Raw genomic sequence first — 23377 nt, 5'->3', positions numbered from 1 at the left:
AACTCTTTATTTATCAGTAGTCATCACAGGGGCTGGCGGGACGGGTTGGCCGAAACGGTTCCCGACGACAAAAGCCAACAAACTTAGCAGTAGCGAGGGCACGATAGGATGGAAGCCCAGGAACTGAATATGAAACGTCGCGAGCACGGCATACAGCACGCCGCCCACCAACATCGCGCTGAGCGCCCCGGCAGCGTTTGCTCGCTCCCAGTAAAGGCCCAGCACCAGCGGCCATAAAAACACCGCTTCCAGGCCGCCGAAGGCCAGCAGATTGAGCCAGATAATCATTTCCGGTGGCCGCCAGGCGGCCAGCATCATTAATATACCCAGCACTAAGGTGGCGATCGTTGAGATCCGCTTGAGCTTCTGCTCATTGCGTTTTTTTGTTGGCTGCGCGCTGAGCCACAGATCTTTAATGATCGTAGCCGATGCCTGCAGTAAATGGGCGTTCACGTTCGACATAATCGCAGCCATTGGCGCGGCTAAAAACAGTCCTGCAGCCCACGGCGGCAGCACCTGGACCATCAACGTCGGGATCACCAGATCGGGCACGGTGAGGCCCGGCAGGACGGCGCGGCCAAGAGCGCCGGCGAGATGCATGCCAAACATCAGAATCGCCACGACGATCGTGCCAATGACAATCCCACGGTGCACGGCTTTGCTGTCTTTATAGGAGATACAGCGTACGGCGGTATGCGGCAGGCCGATAACGCCGAAGCAAACCAGCACCCAGAACGAGGTCATAAAGGTGGGGGACAGGATATCATCCGCACCGTGCGGCGACACCAGCTGTGGGTCGATCCGCTGCAGTGTGTCCACCGCCTGATGCAGGCCGCCGGCAGCATGGACGACACCAACCAGCAGGACGATCGTCCCGATCAACATCACCATTCCCTGCATCGTATCGTTGAGTACGCTGGCGCGGAAGCCGCCGAAAGCGGTATACAGCGCGATGGTGATCCCAAAGATCAGCAGACCGGTTTCGTACTTGATCCCGGCAGCGGTTTCCAGCAGGCGCGCGCCGCCAATAAACTGCACCGCGATGGCCCCGACAAAGGCCACCAGCAGGCTGACGCTGGCAATCCATACCACCGCGCGGCTTTGGTAGCGCGCCTGCAGCATATCGTTAAGGGTAATAGCATTGTAGCGTCGCGCCAGGATCGCGAACTTCTTGCCGAGGATCCCGAGAGAGAGCCAGATCGTCGGTACCTGGATCATCGCCAGCAGTACCCAACCCAGCCCATATTTATAGGCGGCGCCGGGGCCGCCGATAAACGAGCTGGCGCTAATATAGGTGGCGGTGAGGGTCATGGCTAATACAAACCCCCCCATCGATCGACTGCCGAGGAAATACTCGCTAAGGAAGTTCCCGGTGCTGCGTTTACGCATCGCGTAAATCGACAGCCCGAAGACCACAAACAGATAAGCGATCAGCACCACGATAATCTCAAGCTGCATCGTTATCCTCCAGAGAGATATCACGGAAGATAAAGCGCACCATCGCCCAGCACAGCAGTATAAACAGCAGCGGCACCAGCAGGCAGGCCATTTCAAACCAGTGGGGCAGGCCGGTAAAACCGATACTGACGCCCGGCAGATAGGCCGCCGCCAGCCAGGCGGCAAGATAGAGAAGGGTCAGCCACAGCGCCCAGCGCGCTTCTTTATGGGCCTGAACAAAGCGTTTGTCCATTTTTTGTCCCTTGAGGATGAAGAAAGCGGGGATTGTACCGCATGGAAAAGTCGAGGGGAGAGAAAAAGAAAAAAGGCCGGATTAACCGGCCTTTTGCAGCAAATACAGGATTATTTTTCCTGCAGTCCGAGCTTTTTCTCCAGATAGTGGATGTTAGTGCCACCATGCTGGAAGTTCTCGTCGCTCATAATGCGCATCTGCAGATCGACGTTGGTTTTGATGCCATCGATGATCAGCTCCTGCAGCGCATTCTTCATGCGGGCAATCGCCACGTCACGGCTTTCGCCGTAGCAGATCAGTTTACCGATCATGGAGTCATAGTACGGCGGTACGGTGTAACCGGCGTAGATATGAGACTCCCAGCGCACGCCAAAACCGCCCGGCGCGTGGAAGCGGGTAATTTTACCCGGGCTCGGCAGGAAGGTGTTCGGGTCTTCGGCGTTGATACGGCATTCCACCGCATGGCCTCTGACGACCACTTCATCCTGCTTGATGGACAGAGGCTGGCCAGCTGCAATACGCAGCTGCTCTTTGATCAGGTCAACGCCGGTGATCATTTCGGTAACCGGGTGTTCTACCTGAATACGGGTGTTCATTTCAATGAAGTAGAACTCGCCGTTTTCGAACAGGAACTCGAAGGTGCCCGCTCCGCGGTAGCCGATATCCACACAGGCTTTCGCGCAACGTTCGCCGATGTAGCGACGCAGTTCCGGGGTGATGCCCGGCGCCGGCGCTTCCTCGACCACTTTCTGGTGGCGACGCTGCATGGAGCAGTCACGCTCTGCCAGATAGATAGCGTTACCCTGACCGTCCGCCAGTACCTGGATCTCGATGTGGCGAGGATTTTCCAGGTATTTCTCCATGTAGACCATGTCGTTATTGAAAGCCGCTTTCGCTTCCGCTTTGGTCATGGAGATAGACTGCGCCAGTTCGGCGTCGCTACGCACAACGCGCATACCGCGACCGCCGCCGCCGCCGGAGGCCTTGATGATCACCGGATAGCCAATGCGTTTGGCATGGGCGCGGTTAGCGTCCATATCGTCGGTCAGCGGGCCGTCAGAACCTGGAACGGTCGGGACGCCGGCTTTCTTCATCGCGGTGATTGCGGACACTTTGTCGCCCATCAGGCGGATAGTGTCGGCTTTCGGACCGATGAAGATAAAGCCGGAGCGCTCAACCTGCTCGGCAAAGTTGGCGTTCTCGGAGAGGAAACCATAACCCGGGTGAATCGCTATCGCGCCGGTGATTTCCGCCGCGCTGATGATAGCCGGGATGTTGAGATAGCTTTTTACGGACGGAGCCGGGCCAATACAGACCGTCTCATCCGCTAACAATACGTGTTTTAGATCGCGATCCGCGGTGGAGTGCACAGCGACGGTCTTGATGCCCAGTTCTTTACAGGCACGCAGGATGCGCAATGCGATCTCGCCACGGTTAGCGATGACAATTTTATCCAGCATGTTCGCCTCGTTACTCGATAACTACCAGCGGCTCGTCGAATTCTACCGGTTGGCCGCTTTCGATCAGAATGGCTTTCACCACGCCGGCTTTGTCGGCTTCGATCTGGTTCATCATTTTCATCGCTTCGACGATGCACAGGGTGTCGCCCACGTTAACTTTCTGGCCAACTTCCACAAACGCTTTCGCGTCCGGGCTTGGCGTACGATAGAAAGTACCAACCATCGGGGAACGTACGATGTGACCACTGATTTCCGCTTTTGCCGGCGCTTCAGCTGCAGCAGCTGGTGCGGCAGCCGCGGCGGCAGGCGCCTGAGGCTGCATCATCGGCGCAGCATAAGCCTGCTGCATAACCGGATAGCTTGCGACCGGTGCAGAGCGGCTGATGCGAACAGACTCTTCGCCTTCAGAAATTTCCAGTTCGGAGATACCTGATTCTTCAACCAGCTCGATCAGTTTTTTAATCTTACGAATATCCATGAGTGGGTTCCGTACTCTTTGTTTAGTGTGATTGTGACAGGCGTTTTACCGCCGTCTGTAAAGCGTATGAATAGCCGTCCGCCCCCAGTCCGCAAATGACGCCAGCGGCGACATCTGACAGGTATGAGTGCTGGCGGAAGGGTTCGCGTGCATGCACGTTGCTCAAGTGAATCTCGATAAACGGGATGTTCACGGCAAGCAACGCGTCACGGATTGCTACGCTGGTATGCGCGAACGCGGCCGGATTAATCAGGATATAGTCCACGTTGTCTTTAGCCTGATGAATTCGGTCGATTAACGCATACTCCGCGTTGGACTGCAGGTGATCCAGGCTCACATTCAGCGCCGCCGCCTCAGATGTCAAACGGTTAACAATTTCAGCCAGCGAGAGGGTGCCATACTTATCAGGCTCGCGGGTACCGAGCATGTTAATGTTTGGACCATTCAAAAGCAAAATGTGAAACTTGTCAGCCATCGTGTGGCGATCTCCTGCCATCTTCGGGTAAAAAACAACATATACCTTCAATGCGCCCTTGTCACCTTTTCAGGGTCAGAAAACCCCGTCAGGAAAACCAAAGTCGCACATTATAACGATTTCGTAGCAATTGGCAGCTAAATACTGGTCTTATCAGGGAAGATTATCAACCGCTATCGTAAAAAGAGTCGCGGTTGATAAAAGATCTGCGGGAAACTGCACATTACCGGATTCAGCGCCACCACTGGCGGAACTTCTTATAACGGCATGCCAAAAGCACCACCGCCAGCAGGGCATAAATGATGGGCTGCGGCGAGACGATCTTCACTGACCACAGGTAGTGAATCGGCGCGAGGATCGCCACCAGATAGACGAAATTGTGCAAAAGTTGCCAACGACGGCCCAGTTTTCGCTGCATCGCCTGCGTCGAAGTCGCCGCCAGCGCCAGCAGGATCACCCAGCAGATCATGCCTAACGTCAGATAGGGGCGATTGATAATCTCCGAGCCCAGCAGCGCCAGATTGTTAATGCCCAGCTCCAGCAAGGTGTAGCTGGTCAGGTGCAGCGTCGCCCAGGCAAAACACCATAAACCTAACAGGCGGCGAATGCGAATCAATAATGGCTGCTTTGCATAGCGCGCTAGCGGGGCGACCAGCAGAGTCGCCAGCAGAAATTTAAGCGCCATCCTGCCGGTAAAGTGCTGGATATCCTTGGCCGGATCGGCGCTAAAGTAGCCCTGATGCCCGGCCCAGAACAACCAGACCAGCGGTAAAAACCCCGCCAGGTGGAGGAAGACTTTCAACCACGCGATCTGTTTGACGGTGAAACGCACTAGAAGTTCTCCCGCAAGTTCATACCGCGATACAGTGAGGCCACCTCGTCGGCATAGCCGTTAAACAGCAACGTCGGCTGACGTTTCACATCGAGCACACCGCCTGATCCGATGAACCGCTCGCTGGCCTGCGACCAGCGGGGATGATCGACATGGGGATTAACGTTGGCAAAGAAGCCGTATTCGTCCGGCGCCGCCAGATTCCAGGTGGTCGGCGGCTGCTCGCGCGTCAGCTCAATGCTGACGATGGATTTAATGCCTTTAAAACCGTACTTCCACGGCACGGTCAGGCGGATCGGCGCGCCGTTCTGCGGCGGCAGCGCTTTGCCATACACGCCGACGGTAAGCAGCGTCAAGGGGTGCATGGCTTCGTCAAGTCGCAACCCTTCCACGTAAGGATAAGCAAGTCCCCCGCCGATAAAACGATCTTTCTGCCCGGGCATTTGATCCGGGGCGTAAAGGGTTTTGAAGGCGACATAGCGTGCGTTGCTGGTGGGTTCCACCAGCGCCAACAGTTTATGCAGCGGGAAACCGACCCAGGGAACGACCATCGACCAGGCCTCCACGCAGCGCATACGGTAAATGCGCTCCTCCAGCGGAAAGCGTTTGGTCAGATCGTCATGGTCAAGGGTCAGCGGCTTCGCCACTTCACCGCCGATGGTCAGTGTCCAGGGATCGGTGCGCAGGCTACCTGCGTTCGCCGCCGGGTCGGCTTTATCGAGGCCGAATTCATAAAAGTTATTGTAACCGGCGACCTTATCTTCCGGGGTGAGCGTCAGATTAGCCTGCCACTCGGCGGGTTTAGCAAAGTCCAGGGCCTTGCCCGCCGGGGCCGGCGGGCGGTCATTTCCTTTAAACCAGTCCAGCAGATCGGCCTGCGCGGCGGCGGGAAGCGAAAGCGCCGTCGCGCTGATACCCAGCATTTTCAGCACCTGGCGCCGCTTGAGCATAAAAACGGATTCGGCCGTGACGTCGGCTTCCGTCAGTTTTTTTCTTTTCATGGTGTCCTCCGTCATGCGTTTCCCTAAGCATGACGGAGACGACGATTTATCGCGAATATGTCACGAAAAATTGCAGATTAGGATGAGGAGCCGCCGCCGAAGCAGAGGCGCGGTCGTCCAGGAATCATCGGAAAGTGGCGCAAGACGTTTCCTTTACCGCGCATGACCCGGCATCTTTAGCAGGGAAAAGAGGGCGGCAAGCAGGCCAAACGGTAAACCGGTAATAATTTGCGTCGCTGGCGCGGGTTTGCCATCCTGCGTCTAAAATTAAAGCGCTTCTGGCGCAGGCCGCAGGCGGGCAATGATTGGCAAATTTTTTCTGCCGACTATACTCGCTATCGGCATACTTTCGCCGATAATACGCATTCCATTGCCAGACTCGCCATCTTTGATAGTATGCGTCGCGCTTTAAAAGGTTAATGCTAGCGGCAAGGCGCGCGCCAGCACGGGAGCCTGATGGTTCATCGGGCAGTCATTCACTCGCGGAGTTAACACAGGGATGCGATTAACGACGAAGTTCTCAGCCTTTATCACGCTGCTAACTAGCCTGACCATCTTTGTCACGCTGATTGGCGCTTCGCTGAGTTTTTATAACGGCATTGAGAACAAGGTCGAAAACCGGGTTCAGGCGGTGGCGACCATGCTGGATAACCGGCTCATCACCACCTCTTTTGATCAGCTTGAGCCGCAGCTGGATGAGCTGATGACGCCGATCGAGATCGTGCATATCGATTTCATGCTCAACGGCAAACCACTCTACAGCCACTCCCGAACCGACAGCTACCGCCCGCTTGGCAGCCATGAGCAATTCCGTGAGATCACGGTCCCGTCGCTTAAACACCCCGGTATCACTCTGCATCTGGTCTACGTTGACCCAATGGTGAACTATTTCCGCTCGCTGTCGATCACGGCCCCGCTGTCGATCTCCATCGGCTTTATGGTGGTGATTATTTTCTTCGCCGTCCGCTGGATCCGCCGCCAGCTGGCTGGTCAGGAGCTGCTAGAGCTGCGTTCCACGCGCATCCTGAGCGGCGAGCGCGGGCCGCAGGTGCGCGGATCGGTCTATGAATGGCCAGCCAGCACCAGCAGCGCGCTGGATATGCTGCTGTCGGAGCTGCAATTCGCCAGCGATCAGCGCAGCCGTATGGATACGCTGATTCGCTCCTATGCGGCACAGGATTCTAAAACGGGCCTGAATAACCGCCTGTTCTTTGATAATCAGCTGGCCACGCTGCTGGAAGACCAGGAGAAAGTGGGCGCCTACGGCATCGTCATGATGATCCGTCTGCCGGAGTTCGATCTGCTACGGGACAACTGGGGACGGGCGGCCGCCGAAGAGCATTACTTCACGCTTATCAACCTGCTCTCTACCTTTATTATGCGTTATCCCGGCGCGCTACTGGCGCGCTATCACCGTAGCGACTTCGCCGTGCTGCTGCCGCACCGCACGTTAAAAGAGGCGGATAGTATCGCCGGGCTGTTGCTGAAGGCCATGGACGCACTGCCGCCGACGCGCATTCTCGATCGCGACGATATGATGCATATCGGGATCTGTGCTTTCCGCAGCGGGCAATCGACAGCGCAGGTGATGGAGCACGCGGAAGCGGCAACGCGCAACGCGGTGCTGCAGGGTAGCAATAGTTGGTCGGTTTACGATGACACCCTTCCTGAGAAAGGTCGCGGCAACGTTCGCTGGCGGACGCTGATCGAACAGATGCTGAGCCGCGGGGGACCGCGGTTGTACCAAAAACCTGCCGTTACCCGCGATGGCCGGGTGCATCACCGTGAACTGATGTCGCGGATGTACGACGGTAAAGAAGAGGTGATCGCCGCCGAGTACATGCCGATGGTGCTGCAGTTTGGTCTGGCGGAGGAGTATGACCGCCTGCAGGTGACGCGCCTGCTGCCATTTTTAGGCTTCTGGCCTGAAGAAAACCTGGCGTTACAGCTGTCGGTGGAGTCGCTGATCCGTCCCCGTTTTCAGCGCTGGCTGCGCGATGCCTTAATGCAGTGTGAAAAATCGCAGCGTCAGCGGATTATTTTTGAACTTGCGGAGGCAGATGTTTGTCAATATATCGGCCGTCTGCAGCCGGTTATGCGGTTGGTTAACGCCCTGGGCGTTCGGGTGGCGGTCGTTCAGGCGGGACTAACCCTGGTGGGAACCAGCTGGATCAAGCAGCTGGATGCGGAGTTGATCAAACTGCATCCTGGGCTGGCGCGCAACATTGAAAAGCGCAGTGAGAACCAGCTGCTGGTGCAAAGTCTGGTGGAAGCCTGCAAAGGCATGCCTATGCAAGTTTTTGCGACGGGCGTACGCAGCCGCAGCGAGTGGTTAGTGCTGTCCCAATGCGGTGTCACAGGCGGTCAGGGGGAATTTTTTGCGGCCTCACAGCCACTTGACACAAATGTGAAAAAATATTCGCAAAGATACTCGGTTTGATCTGCCGTTTAGCGTGATTTCACGTAGAATAACGCGCGCCATCGTGAAGGGGGTGTGCTTGTCTACTCGCCGGATCATCGCAATGTAAATGCCAGTGACCCTCCTTTGACAGGTTACAAATTCAGGCGTGGAGCGCTGCTGAAGATTTCAGCAATGAACGGAGTCGGAAAAATTTGTAACAAAGGAAATGAACTGCACTAATTTTCACCGCAGCAGGTGATTTTTGCGCCTTGTCGCTGCTGCGTGTGGTTGGTAAAGTAAGCGGATTTTGTTTTCCGCCCCAGCTTTCAGGATTATCCCTTAGTATGTTAAAAAAATTTCGTGGCATGTTTTCCAATGACCTGTCCATTGACCTGGGTACCGCGAATACCCTTATTTACGTAAAAGGACAAGGCATCGTATTGAATGAGCCTTCCGTGGTGGCCATTCGTCAGGATCGTGCCGGATCGCCGAAAAGCGTCGCCGCCGTAGGTCATGAAGCGAAGCAGATGCTCGGCCGTACCCCGGGTAATATCGCGGCGATTCGCCCGATGAAGGACGGCGTCATCGCTGACTTCTTCGTGACGGAAAAGATGCTGCAGCACTTTATCAAACAAGTGCACAGCAACAGCTTTATGCGCCCGAGCCCGCGCGTGCTGGTGTGCGTACCGGTTGGCGCCACCCAGGTTGAGCGTCGTGCGATCCGTGAATCCGCGCAGGGCGCTGGCGCTCGTGAAGTCTTCCTGATCGAAGAGCCGATGGCGGCAGCGATTGGCGCAGGCTTACCGGTTTCTGAAGCGACCGGTTCTATGGTTGTCGATATCGGCGGCGGTACTACCGAAGTCGCGGTTATTTCCCTGAACGGCGTGGTCTACTCTTCTTCCGTGCGTATCGGCGGCGACCGTTTCGACGAAGCCGTGATTAATTACGTGCGTCGTAACTACGGCTCCCTGATCGGTGAAGCGACCGCTGAGCGTATCAAACACGAAATCGGTTCGGCTTACCCGGGCGATGAAGTGCGTGAAATCGAAGTTCGCGGCCGTAACCTGGCGGAAGGCGTACCACGCGGCTTTACCCTGAATTCCAACGAAATTCTTGAAGCGCTGCAGGAGCCGCTGACCGGCATCGTGAGTGCGGTCATGGTTGCTCTGGAGCAGTGCCCGCCGGAACTGGCTTCTGATATCTCCGAGCGCGGGATGGTTCTTACCGGCGGTGGTGCGCTGCTGCGCAACCTGGACCGTCTGTTAATGGAAGAAACCGGTATTCCAGTCGTGGTTGCTGAAGATCCGCTGACCTGCGTAGCGCGTGGCGGCGGCAAGGCGCTGGAAATGATCGACATGCACGGCGGCGACCTGTTTAGCGAAGAGTAGTCAGCCTGAAGGTCTGGGGTGGCTTAGCGGCTGCCCCTGGTCTTTACTGACACGAGAATACGCATAGCCTATGAAGCCAATTTTTAGCCGTGGCCCCTCGCTACAGATTCGCCTTATTCTGGCGGTGCTGGTGGCGCTTGGCGTCATTATCGCCGACAGCCGCCTGGGTACGTTCAGTCAAATCAGAACGTACATGGATACAGCCGTCAGCCCTTTCTACTTTGTCTCTAATGGTCCCCGGGAACTCCTCGACAGCGTATCGCAAACGCTGGCGACCCGCGATCAGCTCGAACTGGAAAACCGCGCGCTGCGTCAGGAACTGTTGCTGAAAAACAGCGATCTGCTGATGCTGGGCCAGTACAAGCAAGAGAACGCGCGTCTGCGTGAACTGCTTGGCTCGCCGCTGCGCCAGGACGAACAAAAAATGGTGACGCAGGTCATCTCAACGGTCAACGACCCCTACAGCGATCAGGTGGTTATTGATAAGGGCAGCGTGAACGGTGTTTACGAAGGCCAGCCGGTTATCAGCGATAAAGGCGTAGTGGGGCAGGTCGTGGCCGTGGCGAAAATGACCAGCCGGGTGCTGCTGATCTGCGATGCCACCCATGCGCTGCCGATCCAGGTCCTGCGTAACGACATTCGCGTGATTGCCGCCGGTAACGGCTGTACTGACGATCTCCAGCTTGAGCATCTGCCGGCGAATACCGATATTCGCGTCGGCGATGTGCTGGTGACCTCTGGTCTCGGTGGCCGCTTCCCGGAAGGGTATCCGGTCGGGGTGGTCTCCTCGGTGAAGCTGGACACTCAGCGCGCCTACACCGTGATTCAGGCGCGTCCGACGGCCGGGCTGCAGCGCTTGCGCTATCTGCTGCTGCTGTGGGGCGCCGATCGCAATGGCGCCAACCCGATGACCCCGGAAGAGGTCCATCGCGTGGCTAACGAGCGCCTGATGCAGATGATGCCGCAGGTACTGCCTGCGCCGGATGCCATGGGGCCGCAGATGCCGGCGCCAGCCACCGGGCTGACGCCATCGCAGCCGTCTCTGCCTGCAGGGGGGCAATAGTGGCAAGTTATCGTAGCCAGGGACGCTGGGTTATCTGGCTCTCGTTTCTTATCGCGCTATTGCTGCAAATTATGCCCTGGCCGGCGGACATCAGCGTTTTCCGGCCCAACTGGGTATTATTGATCCTGCTGTACTGGATCCTCGCCCTGCCGCACCGGGTGAACGTGGGGACGGGCTTCGTGATGGGGGCTATTCTTGATCTCATTAGCGGCTCGACGCTGGGCGTTCGCGCCCTGTCCTTAAGCATTATCGCCTATCTGGTCGCGCTGAAATATCAGCTGTTCCGTAACCTGGCGCTGTGGCAACAAGCGCTGGTGGTCATGCTGTTATCCCTGGCCGTGGATATCATTGTTTTCTGGGCAGAGTTTTTAGTGATCAACGTCTCTTTCCGTCCGGAAGTATTCTGGAGTAGTGTAGTAAACGGTGTCCTCTGGCCATGGCTCTTCCTGCTGATGCGCAAAGTGCGTCAGCAATTTGCAGTGCAATAAGGTTGATATGACAACTCTGTATCTTGCTTCAGGTTCCCCGCGTCGGCAGGAACTGCTGACTCAGCTTGGTCTCACTTTCGAGCGTCTGGTTCCCGGTATTGAGGAACAGCGCCAGCCGCAGGAGAGCGCCGAGCACTATGTTGTCCGCCTGGCGCGCGAAAAAGCGCAGGCCGGGGTGGCGATGGCATCGCGCGATTTGCCGGTGCTGGGGGCGGATACGATTGTCATTCTTAACGGCGAAGTGCTGGAGAAACCGCGCGACGCTGAACACGCTGCAGCAATGCTGCGTCTGCTTTCCGGCCAAACGCATCAGGTCATGACTGCGGTGGCGCTGGCAGATACGCAGCAGACGCTGGACTGTCTGGTGGTCACGGACGTGACCTTCCGGCTGCTTAGCGAGCAGGATATCGCCGAATATGTGGCCAGCGGCGAGCCTTTAGATAAAGCAGGTGCATACGGTATTCAAGGGTTGGGTGGTTGCTTCGTCAGGAAGATTAATGGCAGCTATCACGCCGTAGTCGGCTTACCGCTGGTGGAAACGTATGAGTTGCTCAGTAACTTTAACTCACTGCGTAAAGAAAAGGGATAAAGATGACGGCTGAATTATTAGTTAACGTAACGCCATCCGAAACGCGCGTCGCGTATATCGATGGCGGTATTCTGCAGGAAATCCATATTGAGCGTGAAGCGCGACGCGGAATAGTAGGCAATATCTACAAAGGTCGTGTTAGCCGAGTGCTGCCGGGAATGCAGGCGGCTTTTGTAGATATTGGTCTCGATAAGGCGGCGTTCCTCCACGCCTCCGATATCATGCCGCATACCGAATGTGTCGCCGGTGAGGAGCAAAAGCAGTTTACCGTACGCGATATTTCGGAGCTGGTGCGCCAGGGCCAGGACCTGATGGTCCAGGTGGTCAAAGATCCGCTGGGCACCAAAGGCGCGCGTCTGACCACGGATATCACCCTGCCTTCCCGTTATCTGGTGTTTATGCCAGGCGCCTCCCATGTGGGAGTATCCCAACGCATTGAAAGCGAAGCCGAGCGTGAGCGGTTGAAGAAGGTTGTCGCAGATTACTGCGACGAGCAGGGCGGATTTATCATTCGCACCGCTGCGGAAGGGGTTCACGAGCAGGAAATGGCCGCCGATGCCGCCTATCTGAAGCGCGTCTGGACCAAGGTGATGGAGCGCAAAAAGCGCAATCAGACCCGTTATCAGCTGTACGGCGAGCTGGCCCTGGCTCAGCGCGTGCTGCGTGATTTTGCCGATGCGCATCTCGACCGTATTCGCGTCGACTCTCGCCTGACCTACGAGGCGTTACTTGAGTTCACCGCTGAATATATCCCGGAAATGACCAGCAAGCTGGAACACTACAGCGGCCGCCAGCCGATTTTCGATCTCTTTGATGTGGAGAACGAAATTCAGCGCGCGCTGGAGCGTAAGGTTGAGCTGAAGTCCGGGGGCTACCTGATCATCGACCAGACCGAGGCGATGACTACCATTGATATCAATACCGGGGCGTTTGTCGGGCACCGGAATCTTGACGATACTATCTTCAATACCAATATCGAAGCCACCCAGGCGATAGCCCGCCAGCTACGTTTGCGTAACCTCGGCGGCATTATCATCATTGATTTCATTGACATGAACAATGAAGACCATCGGCGACGGGTACTGCACTCCTTAGAGCAGGCGCTGAGTAAAGATCGGGTGAAAACCAGCATCAACGGTTTCTCTCAACTGGGGCTGGTGGAGATGACCCGCAAGCGGACGCGTGAAAGCGTGGAGCATGTGCTGTGCAACGAGTGCCCGACCTGCCACGGACGCGGAACGGTAAAGTCGGTCGAAACGGTATGCTATGAGATTATGCGTGAGATCGTCCGCGTACATCATGCTTATGATTCCGATCGCTTCCTGGTCTATGCTTCCCCTGCGGTGGCGGAAACCCTGAAAGGGGAAGAGTCGCACGCGCTGGCGGAAGTGGAAATCTTTGTCGGCAAGCAGGTCAAGGTACAAATTGAGCCGCTCTATAATCAAGAGCAGTTCGATGTGGTTATGATGTAAGACACCGCGTCATTGTGCGGCTGACAAGGAGAGAGGCGTGAGGCGACTGCCCGGGATTTTATTGCTCACCGTGGCAACATTGATTGTTATCGTCGCGCTGCTGGTGAGTGGCTTGCGTCTCGTGTTGCCGCAGCTTGACGCCTGGCGTCCGCAGCTGCTGGAGAAGATTTCCACACTTACCGGCACGCCGGTGGATGCCTCGCAGATCACCGCCAGCTGGCAAAATTTTGGTCCGACGTTAGATGTCCGTGATATTCAGGTCGGGCTGAAAGACGGCGGCAAAATGGCGGTGAAGCGCGTGACCCTGGCGCTGGACGTCTGGCAGAGTTTGCTGCATATGCGCTGGCAGTTCCGCGATCTTACCTTCTGGCAGCTGCAGGTTCATACCAACACCCCTATTCAGACCAATGACGGCGGCGAAAGCCTGAAAACCGACCGCATCAGCGATCTCTTTTTACGTCAGTTCGACCACTTTACCCTGCGCGACAGCCATCTGAGCTTCCTGACCATTTCCGGTCAGCGGGCGGAGCTGGCAGTCCCGCAGCTGACCTGGCTTAACGGCAGGAACCGTCACCGCGCCGAGGGGCAGCTTAGCCTCTCCAGTCTCACCGGCCAGCATGGCGTGATGCAGGTGCGGATGGATCTCCGCGATGAGGATGGCCTGCTGAATAAAGGGCGAGTCTGGCTACAGGCTGACGATATTGACGTCAAACCGTGGCTCGGCCGCTGGATGCAGGACAATATCGCTCTGAAGAGCGCCCGCTTCAGCCTTGAAGGTTGGATGACCATTGAAAAAGGCGATGTGGCCAGCGGTGACGTATGGCTGAAAAAAGGGGGCGCCAGCTGGCAGGGGGATGACGAGGTGCATCACCTGTCAGTGGATAACCTGACGGCGCATCTCTCCCATGACAAGCAGAGCTGGGGCTTCTACATTCCCGATACGCGGATCGCTATCGACGATAAACCCTGGCCAAGCGGCGCGCTGGCGATGGCCTGGATCCCGGCGCAGGACGTCGGTGGCGACGACCATCAGCGTAGCGATGAATTACGCATTCGTGCCAGCAACTTAACCCTCAGCGGCCTCAGCGGATTACAGCCCTTCGCCGATAAGCTGGCGCCTTCCCTGGGCGAGCTCTGGCGCACCACGCAGCCCAGCGGCAAAATCAACCTGCTGGCGCTCGATATTCCCCTGCAGGCGACGGAGAAAACGCGCTTTCAGGCGCAGTGGAGCGATCTGGCATGGAAGCAGTGGAAACTCCTGCCGGGAGCGGAACACTTTTCCGGCAGTCTGAATGGCAGCGTTGAGCACGGGGAACTGCGCGCCCGCATGATGCAGGCGCTGATGCCTTATACCGGTGTTTTCCGCGCCCCGCTGGAGATCGCCGCTGGCGAAGCCACCCTCAGCTGGGTGAAAAACGACAAAGGGTTTATGCTTGATGGCCGCGATATTGACGTGCAGGCGACGGGTGTCCGCGCCCGCGGCGGCTTCCGCTATCTGCAACCGCAGGGAGATGATCCCTGGCTGGGCATTCTGGCGGGCATCAGCACCAATGATGGTGGCCAGGCATGGCGTTACTTCCCGGAAAACCTGATGGGCAAGGCGCTGGTGGACTATCTCAGCGGCGCGATTAAAGCCGGACAGGCTCGCGATGCGACGCTGGTGTATGGCGGCAATCCGCATCTTTTCCCTTACCCGCATAATGAAGGGCAGTTCCAGGTTTATGTCCCACTGAAGAACGCCACTTTTGCCTTCCAGCCGGACTGGCCGGCGCTGACCGGGCTGAACATCGACCTCAACTTCATCAATAACGGGTTGTGGATGCGGGCGGATAAAGCGATGCTCGGCAATGTCACCGCCAGCAATCTCGATGCCGCGATCCCGGACTATACCGCTGAAAAGCTGTTGATTGATGCCGATATCAAAGGCCCGGGCAAAGAGGTGGGACCTTATTTCAACACCACGCCGCTGAAAGAGACCCTGGGAGCGGCGCTGGATTCCCTGCAGCTGGACGGGGATGTGAGCGCTCGCTTACATCTTAACATCCCTTTAGATGGCGAAATGACCACCGCGAAAGGCGATGTGCGTCTGCAGAATAACAGTCTGTTTATCAAGCCGTTAGACACCACTCTGCAAAACCTGAGCGGGAATTTCAGCTTCGTGAATGGCGATCTCAATAGCGAAACGTTGAGCGCGACCTGGTTTCATCAGCCGCTGAATCTCAATTTTTCCACCCGGGAGGGCGAAAAAGCGTTTCTGGTGGACGTCGGGATGAACGCCAACTGGCAGCCATCGCATACCGGGTTGCTGCCAAAAGCCGTCAACGAGTCGCTGAGCGGCAGCGTGCCGTGGGAGGGCAAGGTCGCTATCGAACTGCCGTACCATGGTAACGCCAGCTATAAGGTTGATATCAACGGCGACCTCAAGAATGTGAGCAGTCACTTACCTTCGCCGGTCAATAAGCCCGCTGGAGAGCCGATGCCGATCAAAATTAACGTCGCCGGCGGTTTGAGCAGCTTCGACCTGACCGGCTCCGTCGGCGCGAAGAATCATATCAACAGCCGCTGGTTGCTGAACCATAAGCTGACGTTGGATCGGGCAATCCTTACTTCGGACAGCAAGGGTCTCTCTCCGCTGCCTGACCAGCCTGGGGTTGAACTCAATTTGCCACCGATGGATGGCGCTCAATGGCTGGCGCTCTTTCAAAACGGGGCGGCGAATGAAGTCAGCAGCACCATACTCTTTCCCCAGCGCATTGTGCTGCGTACGCCGTCGCTGGCGCTTGCCGGTCAACAGTGGAACAACGTCAGTCTGATGTCGCAGCCGGTCGCCGGCGGCTCGCAGGTCGAGGCGCAGGGGCGTGAAATCAACGCTACCCTGACGATGCGCGACAATGCGCCCTGGCTGGCGAATGTGCGTTATCTCTATTTCAACCCGACCAGCGCCAATGGCCAGACCGGTGAGAAGAACGCTGCCCCGCAGGCAGAGACGCGGCTGGATTTCCACGGCTGGCCCGATCTGCAGCTGCGCTGTGCGGAATGCTGGCTGTGGGGGCAAAAATATGGCCGTATCGACGGCGATGTGGCGATTAAGGGCGATACCTTAACGCTCTCCAATGGTCTGGTGGATACCGGGTTTGGCCGACTGACGACCGATGGCGTCTGGGTCAGCGCGCCGGCTGGTGTACGCACGTCGCTGAAAGGCAAACTGCATGGCAATAAAACGGATGAGTTTGCCAGTTTCTTCGGCGTTTCCACGCCGGTGAAGGATTCGCCGTTTGACATCGACTATGATCTGCACTGGCGCGCGCCGCCCTGGTCGCCCGATGTCGCATCGCTCAATGGGATCATTAAAAGCCACCTCGGCAAGGGACAGTTTACCGACCTGAGTACCGGACACGCTGGCCAACTGCTGCGTTTGCTGAGCGTTGATGCCCTGCTGCGTAAGCTGCGCTTCGACTTTAGCGATACCTTCAGCGAGGGCTTTTACTTCGACTCGATTAACAGTACGGCATGGATCAAGGATGGCGTGCTGCATACCGACGATACGCTGGTGGATGGCCTGGAAGCGGATATTGCCATGAAAGGTTCGGTCGATTTGGTGCGTCGCCGGCTGGATCTGCAGGCGGTGGTGGCGCCGGAGATCTCTGCGACCGTCGGCGTGGCGGCGGCTTTTGCCGTCAACCCTATCGTCGGCGCGGCGGTGTTTGCCGCCAGCAAGGTGCTGGGCCCGCTGTGGAACAAAGTCTCGATTCTGCGCTATCGCATTACTGGTCCGATTGACCAGCCGCAGATCAATGAGGTGCTGCGCCAGGCGCGTAGCAACAAAAAGCAATGATTTGACGATTGCCGGGAATTGCCGCAATCTCAATAGATCGCCTTCTGTATTTCCGCCTGTCAGGCGGCAACAAACGAGTAGCATAACGATGAGTCTGAACCTGGTAAGTGAACAATTACTGTCGGCAAATGGCCTGAATCATCAGGATCTGTTTGCCATTCTTGGTCAACTGACCGAGCGCCGCCTCGATTACGGCGATCTCTATTTTCAGTCGAGCTATCACGAATCCTGGGTTCTGGAAGACAGCATCATTAAAGATGGGTCGTACAACATTGACCAGGGCGTAGGCGTGCGCGCCGTCAGCGGCGAAAAAACGGGCTTTGCCTATGCGGACCAGATTAGCAAGCTGGCGCTGGAGCAGAGCGCCCAGGCGGCGCGGACGATTGTGCGTGATACCGGTAATGGCAAAGTGCAGACCCTGGGAGCCGTTGAGTACAGCCCTTTGTACACCAGCATCGACCCGCTGCAGAGCATGAGTCGGGAAGAGAAGCTGGATATTCTGCGCCGGGTGGACAAAGTCGCCCGGGCGGCGGACAAGCGCGTGCAGGAAGTTTCGGCCAGCCTGAGCGGCGTTTATGAGCTGATTCTGGTGGCCGCCACCGACGGCACCCTCGCCGCGGATGTTCGCCCGCTGGTGCGCCTTTCGGTCAGCGTGCTGGTGGAAGAGGATGGCAAGCGTGAGCGCGGCAGCAGCGGCGGCGGTGGACGCTTTGGCTATGACTATTTCCTCGCCTCCCAGGAGGGCGACGTGCGGGCTGATGCCTGGGCGAAAGAAGCCGTGCGCATGGCGCTGGTGAACCTTTCGGCAGTCGCCGCCCCGGCGGGGATGCTGCCGGTGGTGCTCGGCGCCGGCTGGCCTGGCGTCCTGCTGCACGAAGCGGTCGGCCATGGGCTGGAAGGTGATTTCAACCGTCGCGGCACCTCGGTCTTTAGCGGCCATATGGGGGAATTAGTTGCCTCTGAGCTGTGCACCGTGGTGGATGACGGCACCATCGTCGATCGTCGCGGGTCGGTTGCCATCGATGACGAAGGCACGCCGGGGCAATACAACGTGCTGATCGAAAACGGCATCCTGAAAGGCTATATGCAGGATAAGCTCAATGCGCGTCTGATGGGCGTCGCGCCGACCGGTAACGGCCGTCGCGAGTCGTATGCCCATCTGCCGATGCCGCGTATGACCAACACCTATATGCTGGCGGGCCAGTCGACGCCGCAGGAGATTATCGAGTCGGTCGACTACGGTATCTTCGCGCCTAACTTTGGCGGCGGGCAGGTGGATATCACCTCCGGTAAGTTTGTCTTCTCTACCTCCGAGGCCTATCTGATCGAAAAAGGGAAGGTCACGAAGGCGGTGAAAGGGGCCACGCTGATCGGCTCCGGGATTGAAACCATGCAGCAGATTTCGATGGTAGGGAATGACCTGCGGCTGGATAACGGCGTTGGCGTTTGCGGCAAAGAGGGCCAGAGCGTGCCGGTGGGCGTCGGCCAGCCGACCCTGAAGGTCGATAATCTTACCGTCGGCGGTACCGCCTGATCCTGACCTGGTTCCCGGCGCCGCCGGGAACCGCTTCACCGGGCGATCCCGCGCCCGTGCATGCCCTGATAGATCTTCGCCACGTCGACAAAATATTCCGTCAGATAGTTGATACAGACCTGCACTTTCAGCGGCAGTTTATCCTTTTCCGTATACAGCGCGTAGACCGGCCGCGGATCGGACTGGTAGCTGGGCAACAGGATCTCAAGCTCGCCGCGGTTGATCTCTTCGATCGCCCACATCAATGGTACATAAGCGATACCCACCCCGGCTGTCAGCCAGCGTATCAGCGTCATGGGATCGTTGGTCACAAAGCGCCCCTGCGGGATCAGGCGGGTTGAGATCCCTTCCGGGGCGATAATTTCAAATTCGTTATCCGGACGTACGCTATATTCGAGCCATGAATGGCTGGCGAGGTCGGCCGGTTTCTCCGGATTGCCTGCCTGCGCCAGATAGCTTTTGGCGGCGCATAATACCATCGGCATTGAGCCCAGGCGGCGGGAAAAAAGGCTGGAATCCTGCAGGGCCCCCACGCGGATCACCACGTCAAGGCCGTCGGCGATCAGGTCAGGGGCTGGTATGCCGGTGACCAGATTGACGGAGAGTCCGGGGTATTCTTTCAGCATTTCCGCCGTTATGCGCGCCAGAACATTTTGTGCCATAGTTGAAGAGCAACCGATGCGCAGCGTCCCGATGGGGGTGTTATTAAATGCGTATAATTGCTCATGGACATCCTGCGCTTCAAACAGCATCCTACGGCAGCCCTGGTAATAGATTTTACCTGCTTCAGTTAAGCCAAGGCTGCGGGTGCTGCGGTTGAGCAGCTTTACCTGCAGCTCATCTTCCAGTTTGGCGACGGTCTGACTGATCGAAGAAACGCTCATCTGAAGCTGGCGGGCCGCCGCGGTGAATGAACCTAATTCGACCACTTTGGCGAAAACGGACATGCGTTTTAATCGTTCCATTATTCACTCTGGCTTAAAAGTGATTTAGATCACACATTGTAGATAATGCGGCAATCGTTACGTTAATATATTGTTAGCTACATAATAAACGCATCTGCTCACTACCTGTACGCTTCTTATTCAAGGTCATCATGAGTCTGTTTCCTGTCATCGTGATTTTCGGCTTATCGTTTCCGCCGATCTTCTTCGAGTTGCTTTTGTCGCTGGCCATCTTTTGGCTGGTGCATCGACTGCTGGTTCCGACCGGCATTTACGATTTTGTCTGGCACCCTGCACTGTTTAATACGGCGCTATATTGCTGCCTTTTTTATTTGATATCGCGCTTGTTCGTTTGAGGTTGATGTGAAAACACTAACAAGAAATATCCTCCGTACCGCTATTACCGTGATACTGGTCATTTTGGCTTTCGTGGCGATTTTCCGCGCCTGGGTCTATTACACCGCTTCGCCGTGGACGCGGGATGCGCGCTTTAGTGCTGACATTGTGGCGATTGCCCCTGACGTCTCCGGGCTGATTTCCCAGGTAAACGTCAAGGATAACCAACTGGTTAAGAAAGACCAGGTATTGTTCGTTATTGACCAACCTCGTTACCAAAAAGCGCTGGCGGAGGCGGAAGCCGATGTCGCCTACTACCAGACCTTAGCGCAGGAGAAGCGCGTTGAAGCGGGTCGGCGTAATAAGCTGGGCATACAGGCGATGTCGCGGGAAGAAATAGACCAGGCGAACAACGTGCTGCAAACCGTTGAGCATCAGTTGGCGAAAGCGGTAGCCAGCCGCGATCTGGCCAGGCTGGACCTCGAGCGCACAGAAATTCGCGCCCCCGCGGATGGCTGGGTGACCAACCTTAACGTCTATACCGGGGAGTTTATTACCCGCGGCTCCACGGCGGTGGCGCTGGTGAAAGAGAATACGTTTTACGTCATGGCCTATCTGGAAGAGACCAAGCTGGAAGGCGTCCGCCCTGGCTACCGTGCGGAGATTACCCCGCTTGGCAGCAGCAAAACCATTAAAGGGACAGTGGACAGTATCGCTGCAGGGGTGACCAACGCCAGCAGCAGCAGCGACTCGAAAGGGATGGCCTCGGTCGACTCCAACCTTGAGTGGGTGCGTCTGGCGCAGCGTGTGCCGGTGCGTATTCGCCTCGACCAGCAGCAGGGCAATCTGTGGCCATCGGGCACCACGGCGACGGTGGTGATCACCGGTAAAGAAGACCGCGATACCAGCCGGGCCAACTTCTTCCAGAAACTGGCTATGCGCCTGCGCGAATTCGGTTAATCGCTATGGGGACATATACCATTGCTCCCCGGCATCTCCGCTTTGCCATTAAGCTTGCATGCGCGGTGGTGCTGGCGCTGTTCGTCGGTTTCCATTTTCAGCTCGAAACACCGCGCTGGGCAGTACTGACGGCAGCGATCGTCGCCGCCGGGCCAGCCTTTGCTGCTGGCGGCGAACCTTACTCGGGCGCGATCCGCTATCGTGGGATGTTGCGAATTGCCGGGACCTTTATTGGCTGTATTGCGGCGCTGATTATCATCATCCTGATGATCCGTGCGCCTCTGCTGATGATGCTGGTTTGCTGCCTGTGGGCCGGGTTTTGTACCTGGATTTCGTCGCTGGTTAAGGTCGAGAACTCCTATGCCTGGGGACTGGCCGGGTACACTGCGCTGATTATCATTATCACCATCCATACCAATCCGATGCTGGCGCCGCAGTTTGCTGTCGAACGCTGTAGCGAAATTGTCATCGGTATTGTCAGCGCTATCGTCGCCGACCTGCTGTTCTCTCCACGTTCGATTAAAAAAGAGATCGACCTTGAGCTGGATAACCTGCTGATTGCGCAATATAAGCTGATGCAGTTATGCGTCGCCCACGGTGAAAAAGAGGAAGTGGATCAGGCGTGGGGCGCGCTGGTGCGTCGCACCACGGCGCTGGAAGGTATGCGCAGTAATCTGATCATGGAATCCTCTCGCTGGGCGAAGGCGAATCAGCGCCTGAAGGCGATCAATACCCTTTCATTAACGCTTATCACCCAGGCTTGCGAGACCTACCTGATTCAGAACTCGCGCCCGGAAATGGTGACGGATGACTACCGTGAGCTGTTCGCCGAGCCGGTGGAGACAGTGCAGGACGTCCACCAGCAGCTGAAGCGTATGCGCCGTTTTCTGACCTGGAAAGGCGAGCATAATACGCCCGTCACCATCTACAGCTGGGTGGGTGCCGCTACGCGCTACTTATTGCTTAAGCGTGGCGTGGTGGGTAACACCAAAATCAGTCGCATTGAAGATAGTGTGCTGCGCGGCGAAGCGGTGGTCAAAGTGGAATCTGCTGAGCGCCACCATGCGATGGTGAACTTCTGGCGTACCTCCGTCTCCTGTATCCTCGGGACGCTGTTCTGGTTGTGGACAGGCTGGACCTCAGGCAGCGGCGCGATGGTGATGATTGCCGTCGTTACCGCGCTGGCGATGCGCCTGCCTAACCCCCGAATGGTGGCGATGGACTTCCTTTATGGCACCCTGGCGGCGTTACCGCTGGGTACCCTGTACTTCCTGGTGATCATGCCGGCGACGCAGCAGAGCATGCTGCTGCTTTGCATCAGCCTGGCGGCGATGGCGTTCTTTATCGGTATCGAAGTGCAGAAAAGGCGTCTCGGATCGCTGGGAGCGCTGGCGAGCACCATTAACATTCTGGTGCTGGATAACCCGATGCAGTTTCAGTTCAGTCAGTTCCTTGACAGTGCGCTGGGGCAGATCGTCGGCTGTTTCCTTGCCCTGATGGTCATTCTCATTGTCAGGGATAATTCTCGGGCCAGAACCGGTCGGGTGCTGTTGAATCAGTTTGTCTCTGCGGCGGTCTCTTCGCTGACAACGAACTCGGCGCGTCGTAAAGAGAACCATCTGCCCGCGCTCTATCAGCAGTTGTTTTTATTGCTCAATAAGTTCCCCGGCGATGTCGCCCGCTTCCGTCTGGCATTGACGTTGATTATTGCCCATCAGCGCCTGCGTGATGCGCCCGTGCCGGTGAACGACGATCTGTCGGCCTTCCATCGACAGCTGCGACGTACCGCAGATCATGTGATCTCCGCCGGGAGTGATGATAAGCGTCGGCGCTACTTTACCCAGCTGCTGGCTGAGCTTGATGTCTATCAGGAGAAGTTGCGGGTCTGGGAGGCTTCGCCCCAGGTGACCGAGCCCGTGCGGCGGCTGGTTGAGATGTTGCACAAGTACCAGCATGTGCTGACCAGCAGTTAACCCCTAAACCGACGCCCAGGCGTCGGTTTTTTTATCGCTATACTTAATGGCGACAGGAAGAGAAGCGGGAGGGGCTGCCATGACCACCTATACGTTTGATTTTGACGAAATCGCCGAACAACAGGATTTCTACCGGGAGTTTTCCCGAACCTTTGAGCTGGCTCAGGATAAGGTCAACAACCTCGATTCACTGTGGGACGCGGTGACTGGTGGGCTGCTGCCATTGCCGCTGGATATTGAGTTTATTCATTTAAACGACAAGCAGCGTCGGCGCTTCGGCGCGCTGATTTTATTATTTGATGAAGCAGAAGAGGAGCTGGAGGGGGAGTTGCGCTTTAACGCCCGGCATGGCTAAACGTTCATTTCTAATCTGTTGAATATTGGTGAAGGCTTCCCTCCAGAGGTTGCGCGCCTCGCCGACCGTGACGGACGTGTTTCTGAACCAGGGGAGCGCATTT

At 56.9% G+C, this 23377-nt stretch carries 21 protein-coding genes; 13 read left to right on the top strand and 8 right to left on the bottom strand.

The window, feature by feature from the left end; all coding sequences use genetic code 11:
- Nucleotides 1–6 precede the first annotated feature (6 nt).
- The 7 genes from panF to msrP form a co-directional block, all read right to left on the bottom strand.
- Nucleotides 7–1458 (bottom strand): sodium/pantothenate symporter, encoded by a 1452-nt coding sequence (panF, locus tag A1WC_RS03070; protein WP_012540444.1) that lies wholly within the window; start codon nt 1456–1458, stop codon nt 7–9.
- Nucleotides 1448–1690, bottom strand: a complete 243-nt coding sequence (locus tag A1WC_RS03075; RefSeq protein WP_012540445.1) for a YhdT family protein — start codon at nt 1688–1690, stop codon at nt 1448–1450. Before A1WC_RS03075 ends, panF begins: the two co-directional genes overlap by 11 nt.
- A gap of 110 nt (nt 1691–1800) precedes the next feature.
- On the bottom strand, nt 1801–3150 hold the full coding sequence (accC, locus tag A1WC_RS03080; RefSeq protein WP_008806697.1) for an acetyl-CoA carboxylase biotin carboxylase subunit: 1350 nt from the start codon (nt 3148–3150) through the stop codon (nt 1801–1803).
- Between the two features lie 10 nt (nt 3151–3160).
- Entirely contained in the window at nt 3161–3628 is a 468-nt protein-coding gene (gene accB / locus A1WC_RS03085) for an acetyl-CoA carboxylase biotin carboxyl carrier protein (RefSeq protein ID WP_008806696.1), read from the bottom strand.
- A 22-nt stretch (nt 3629–3650) separates the two neighbouring features.
- Complete coding sequence (gene aroQ / locus A1WC_RS03090) at nt 3651–4103, bottom strand: type II 3-dehydroquinate dehydratase (protein WP_012540446.1); 453 nt, start codon at nt 4101–4103, stop codon at nt 3651–3653.
- A 232-nt stretch (nt 4104–4335) separates the two neighbouring features.
- The gene (gene msrQ, locus A1WC_RS03095) at nt 4336–4935 is read right to left on the bottom strand and encodes a protein-methionine-sulfoxide reductase heme-binding subunit MsrQ (protein WP_012540447.1); all 600 of its coding nucleotides are present in this window, start codon (nt 4933–4935) and stop codon (nt 4336–4338) included.
- Nucleotides 4935–5936 (bottom strand): protein-methionine-sulfoxide reductase catalytic subunit MsrP, encoded by a 1002-nt coding sequence (gene msrP / locus A1WC_RS03100; protein WP_012540448.1) that lies wholly within the window; start codon nt 5934–5936, stop codon nt 4935–4937. Before msrP ends, msrQ begins: the two co-directional genes overlap by 1 nt.
- 228 nt (nt 5937–6164) lie before the next feature.
- Between msrP and A1WC_RS0125380 the strand changes: the two genes are divergently transcribed.
- The 9 genes from A1WC_RS0125380 (at nt 6165) to tldD (ending at nt 18706) form a co-directional block, all read left to right on the top strand.
- Nucleotides 6165–6356 (top strand): hypothetical protein, encoded by a 192-nt coding sequence (locus tag A1WC_RS0125380; RefSeq protein WP_032691257.1) that lies wholly within the window; start codon nt 6165–6167, stop codon nt 6354–6356.
- Nucleotides 6357–6435: 79 nt separating this feature from the next.
- The gene (gene csrD / locus A1WC_RS03105; protein ID WP_008806692.1) at nt 6436–8376 is read left to right on the top strand and encodes an RNase E specificity factor CsrD; all 1941 of its coding nucleotides are present in this window, start codon (nt 6436–6438) and stop codon (nt 8374–8376) included.
- 305 nt (nt 8377–8681) lie between these two features.
- Nucleotides 8682–9725: a rod shape-determining protein MreB gene (gene mreB, locus A1WC_RS03110; protein WP_002918653.1), complete on the top strand. Its 1044-nt coding sequence runs from the start codon at nt 8682–8684 to the stop codon at nt 9723–9725.
- Between the two features lie 70 nt (nt 9726–9795).
- The gene (gene mreC / locus A1WC_RS03115) at nt 9796–10788 is read left to right on the top strand and encodes a rod shape-determining protein MreC (protein ID WP_008806690.1); all 993 of its coding nucleotides are present in this window, start codon (nt 9796–9798) and stop codon (nt 10786–10788) included.
- The gene (gene mreD / locus A1WC_RS03120; protein WP_008806689.1) at nt 10788–11276 is read left to right on the top strand and encodes a rod shape-determining protein MreD; all 489 of its coding nucleotides are present in this window, start codon (nt 10788–10790) and stop codon (nt 11274–11276) included. Before mreC ends, mreD begins: the two co-directional genes overlap by 1 nt.
- A 7-nt stretch (nt 11277–11283) precedes the next feature.
- On the top strand, nt 11284–11865 hold the full coding sequence (locus A1WC_RS03125) for a Maf family protein (RefSeq protein ID WP_008806688.1): 582 nt from the start codon (nt 11284–11286) through the stop codon (nt 11863–11865).
- A gap of 2 nt (nt 11866–11867) precedes the next feature.
- Entirely contained in the window at nt 11868–13337 is a 1470-nt protein-coding gene (gene rng / locus A1WC_RS03130; protein ID WP_008806687.1) for a ribonuclease G, read from the top strand.
- Nucleotides 13338–13374: 37 nt separating this feature from the next.
- Nucleotides 13375–17172, top strand: coding sequence for an AsmA2 domain-containing protein YhdP (yhdP, locus tag A1WC_RS03135; protein ID WP_016161891.1), 3798 nt, complete (start codon nt 13375–13377; stop codon nt 17170–17172).
- Nucleotides 17173–17260: 88 nt separating this feature from the next.
- Nucleotides 17261–18706 (top strand): metalloprotease TldD, encoded by a 1446-nt coding sequence (gene tldD / locus A1WC_RS03140; RefSeq protein ID WP_008806685.1) that lies wholly within the window; start codon nt 17261–17263, stop codon nt 18704–18706.
- A 35-nt stretch (nt 18707–18741) separates the two neighbouring features.
- Here tldD and aaeR read toward each other — a convergent pair whose 3' ends face one another.
- A complete protein-coding gene (gene aaeR, locus A1WC_RS03145) occupies nt 18742–19671 on the bottom strand; it encodes an HTH-type transcriptional activator AaeR (protein ID WP_008806684.1) in 930 nt (309 codons plus the stop codon).
- Nucleotides 19672–19802: 131 nt separating this feature from the next.
- Between aaeR and aaeX the strand changes: the two genes are divergently transcribed.
- The 4 genes from aaeX to A1WC_RS03165 all read left to right on the top strand — a co-directional run bounded on the left by aaeX (nt 19803) and on the right by A1WC_RS03165 (nt 23274).
- Nucleotides 19803–20006: a p-hydroxybenzoic acid efflux pump operon protein AaeX gene (gene aaeX, locus A1WC_RS03150; RefSeq protein ID WP_002918640.1), complete on the top strand. Its 204-nt coding sequence runs from the start codon at nt 19803–19805 to the stop codon at nt 20004–20006.
- Between the two features lie 7 nt (nt 20007–20013).
- Nucleotides 20014–20946, top strand: a complete 933-nt coding sequence (aaeA, locus tag A1WC_RS03155; RefSeq protein ID WP_008806683.1) for a p-hydroxybenzoic acid efflux pump subunit AaeA — start codon at nt 20014–20016, stop codon at nt 20944–20946.
- Between the two features lie 5 nt (nt 20947–20951).
- The gene (aaeB, locus tag A1WC_RS03160) at nt 20952–22919 is read left to right on the top strand and encodes a p-hydroxybenzoic acid efflux pump subunit AaeB (protein ID WP_008806682.1); all 1968 of its coding nucleotides are present in this window, start codon (nt 20952–20954) and stop codon (nt 22917–22919) included.
- A 79-nt stretch (nt 22920–22998) separates the two neighbouring features.
- The gene (locus tag A1WC_RS03165; protein WP_008806681.1) at nt 22999–23274 is read left to right on the top strand and encodes a barstar family protein; all 276 of its coding nucleotides are present in this window, start codon (nt 22999–23001) and stop codon (nt 23272–23274) included.
- Nucleotides 23275–23377 lie beyond the last annotated feature (103 nt).

The organism is Klebsiella sp. KTE92, from assembly GCF_000398905.1.
Taxonomy (GTDB): Bacteria; Pseudomonadota; Gammaproteobacteria; order Enterobacterales; family Enterobacteriaceae; genus Klebsiella; species Klebsiella variicola.
This window is presented reverse-complemented; position numbering and strand designations above follow the sequence as displayed.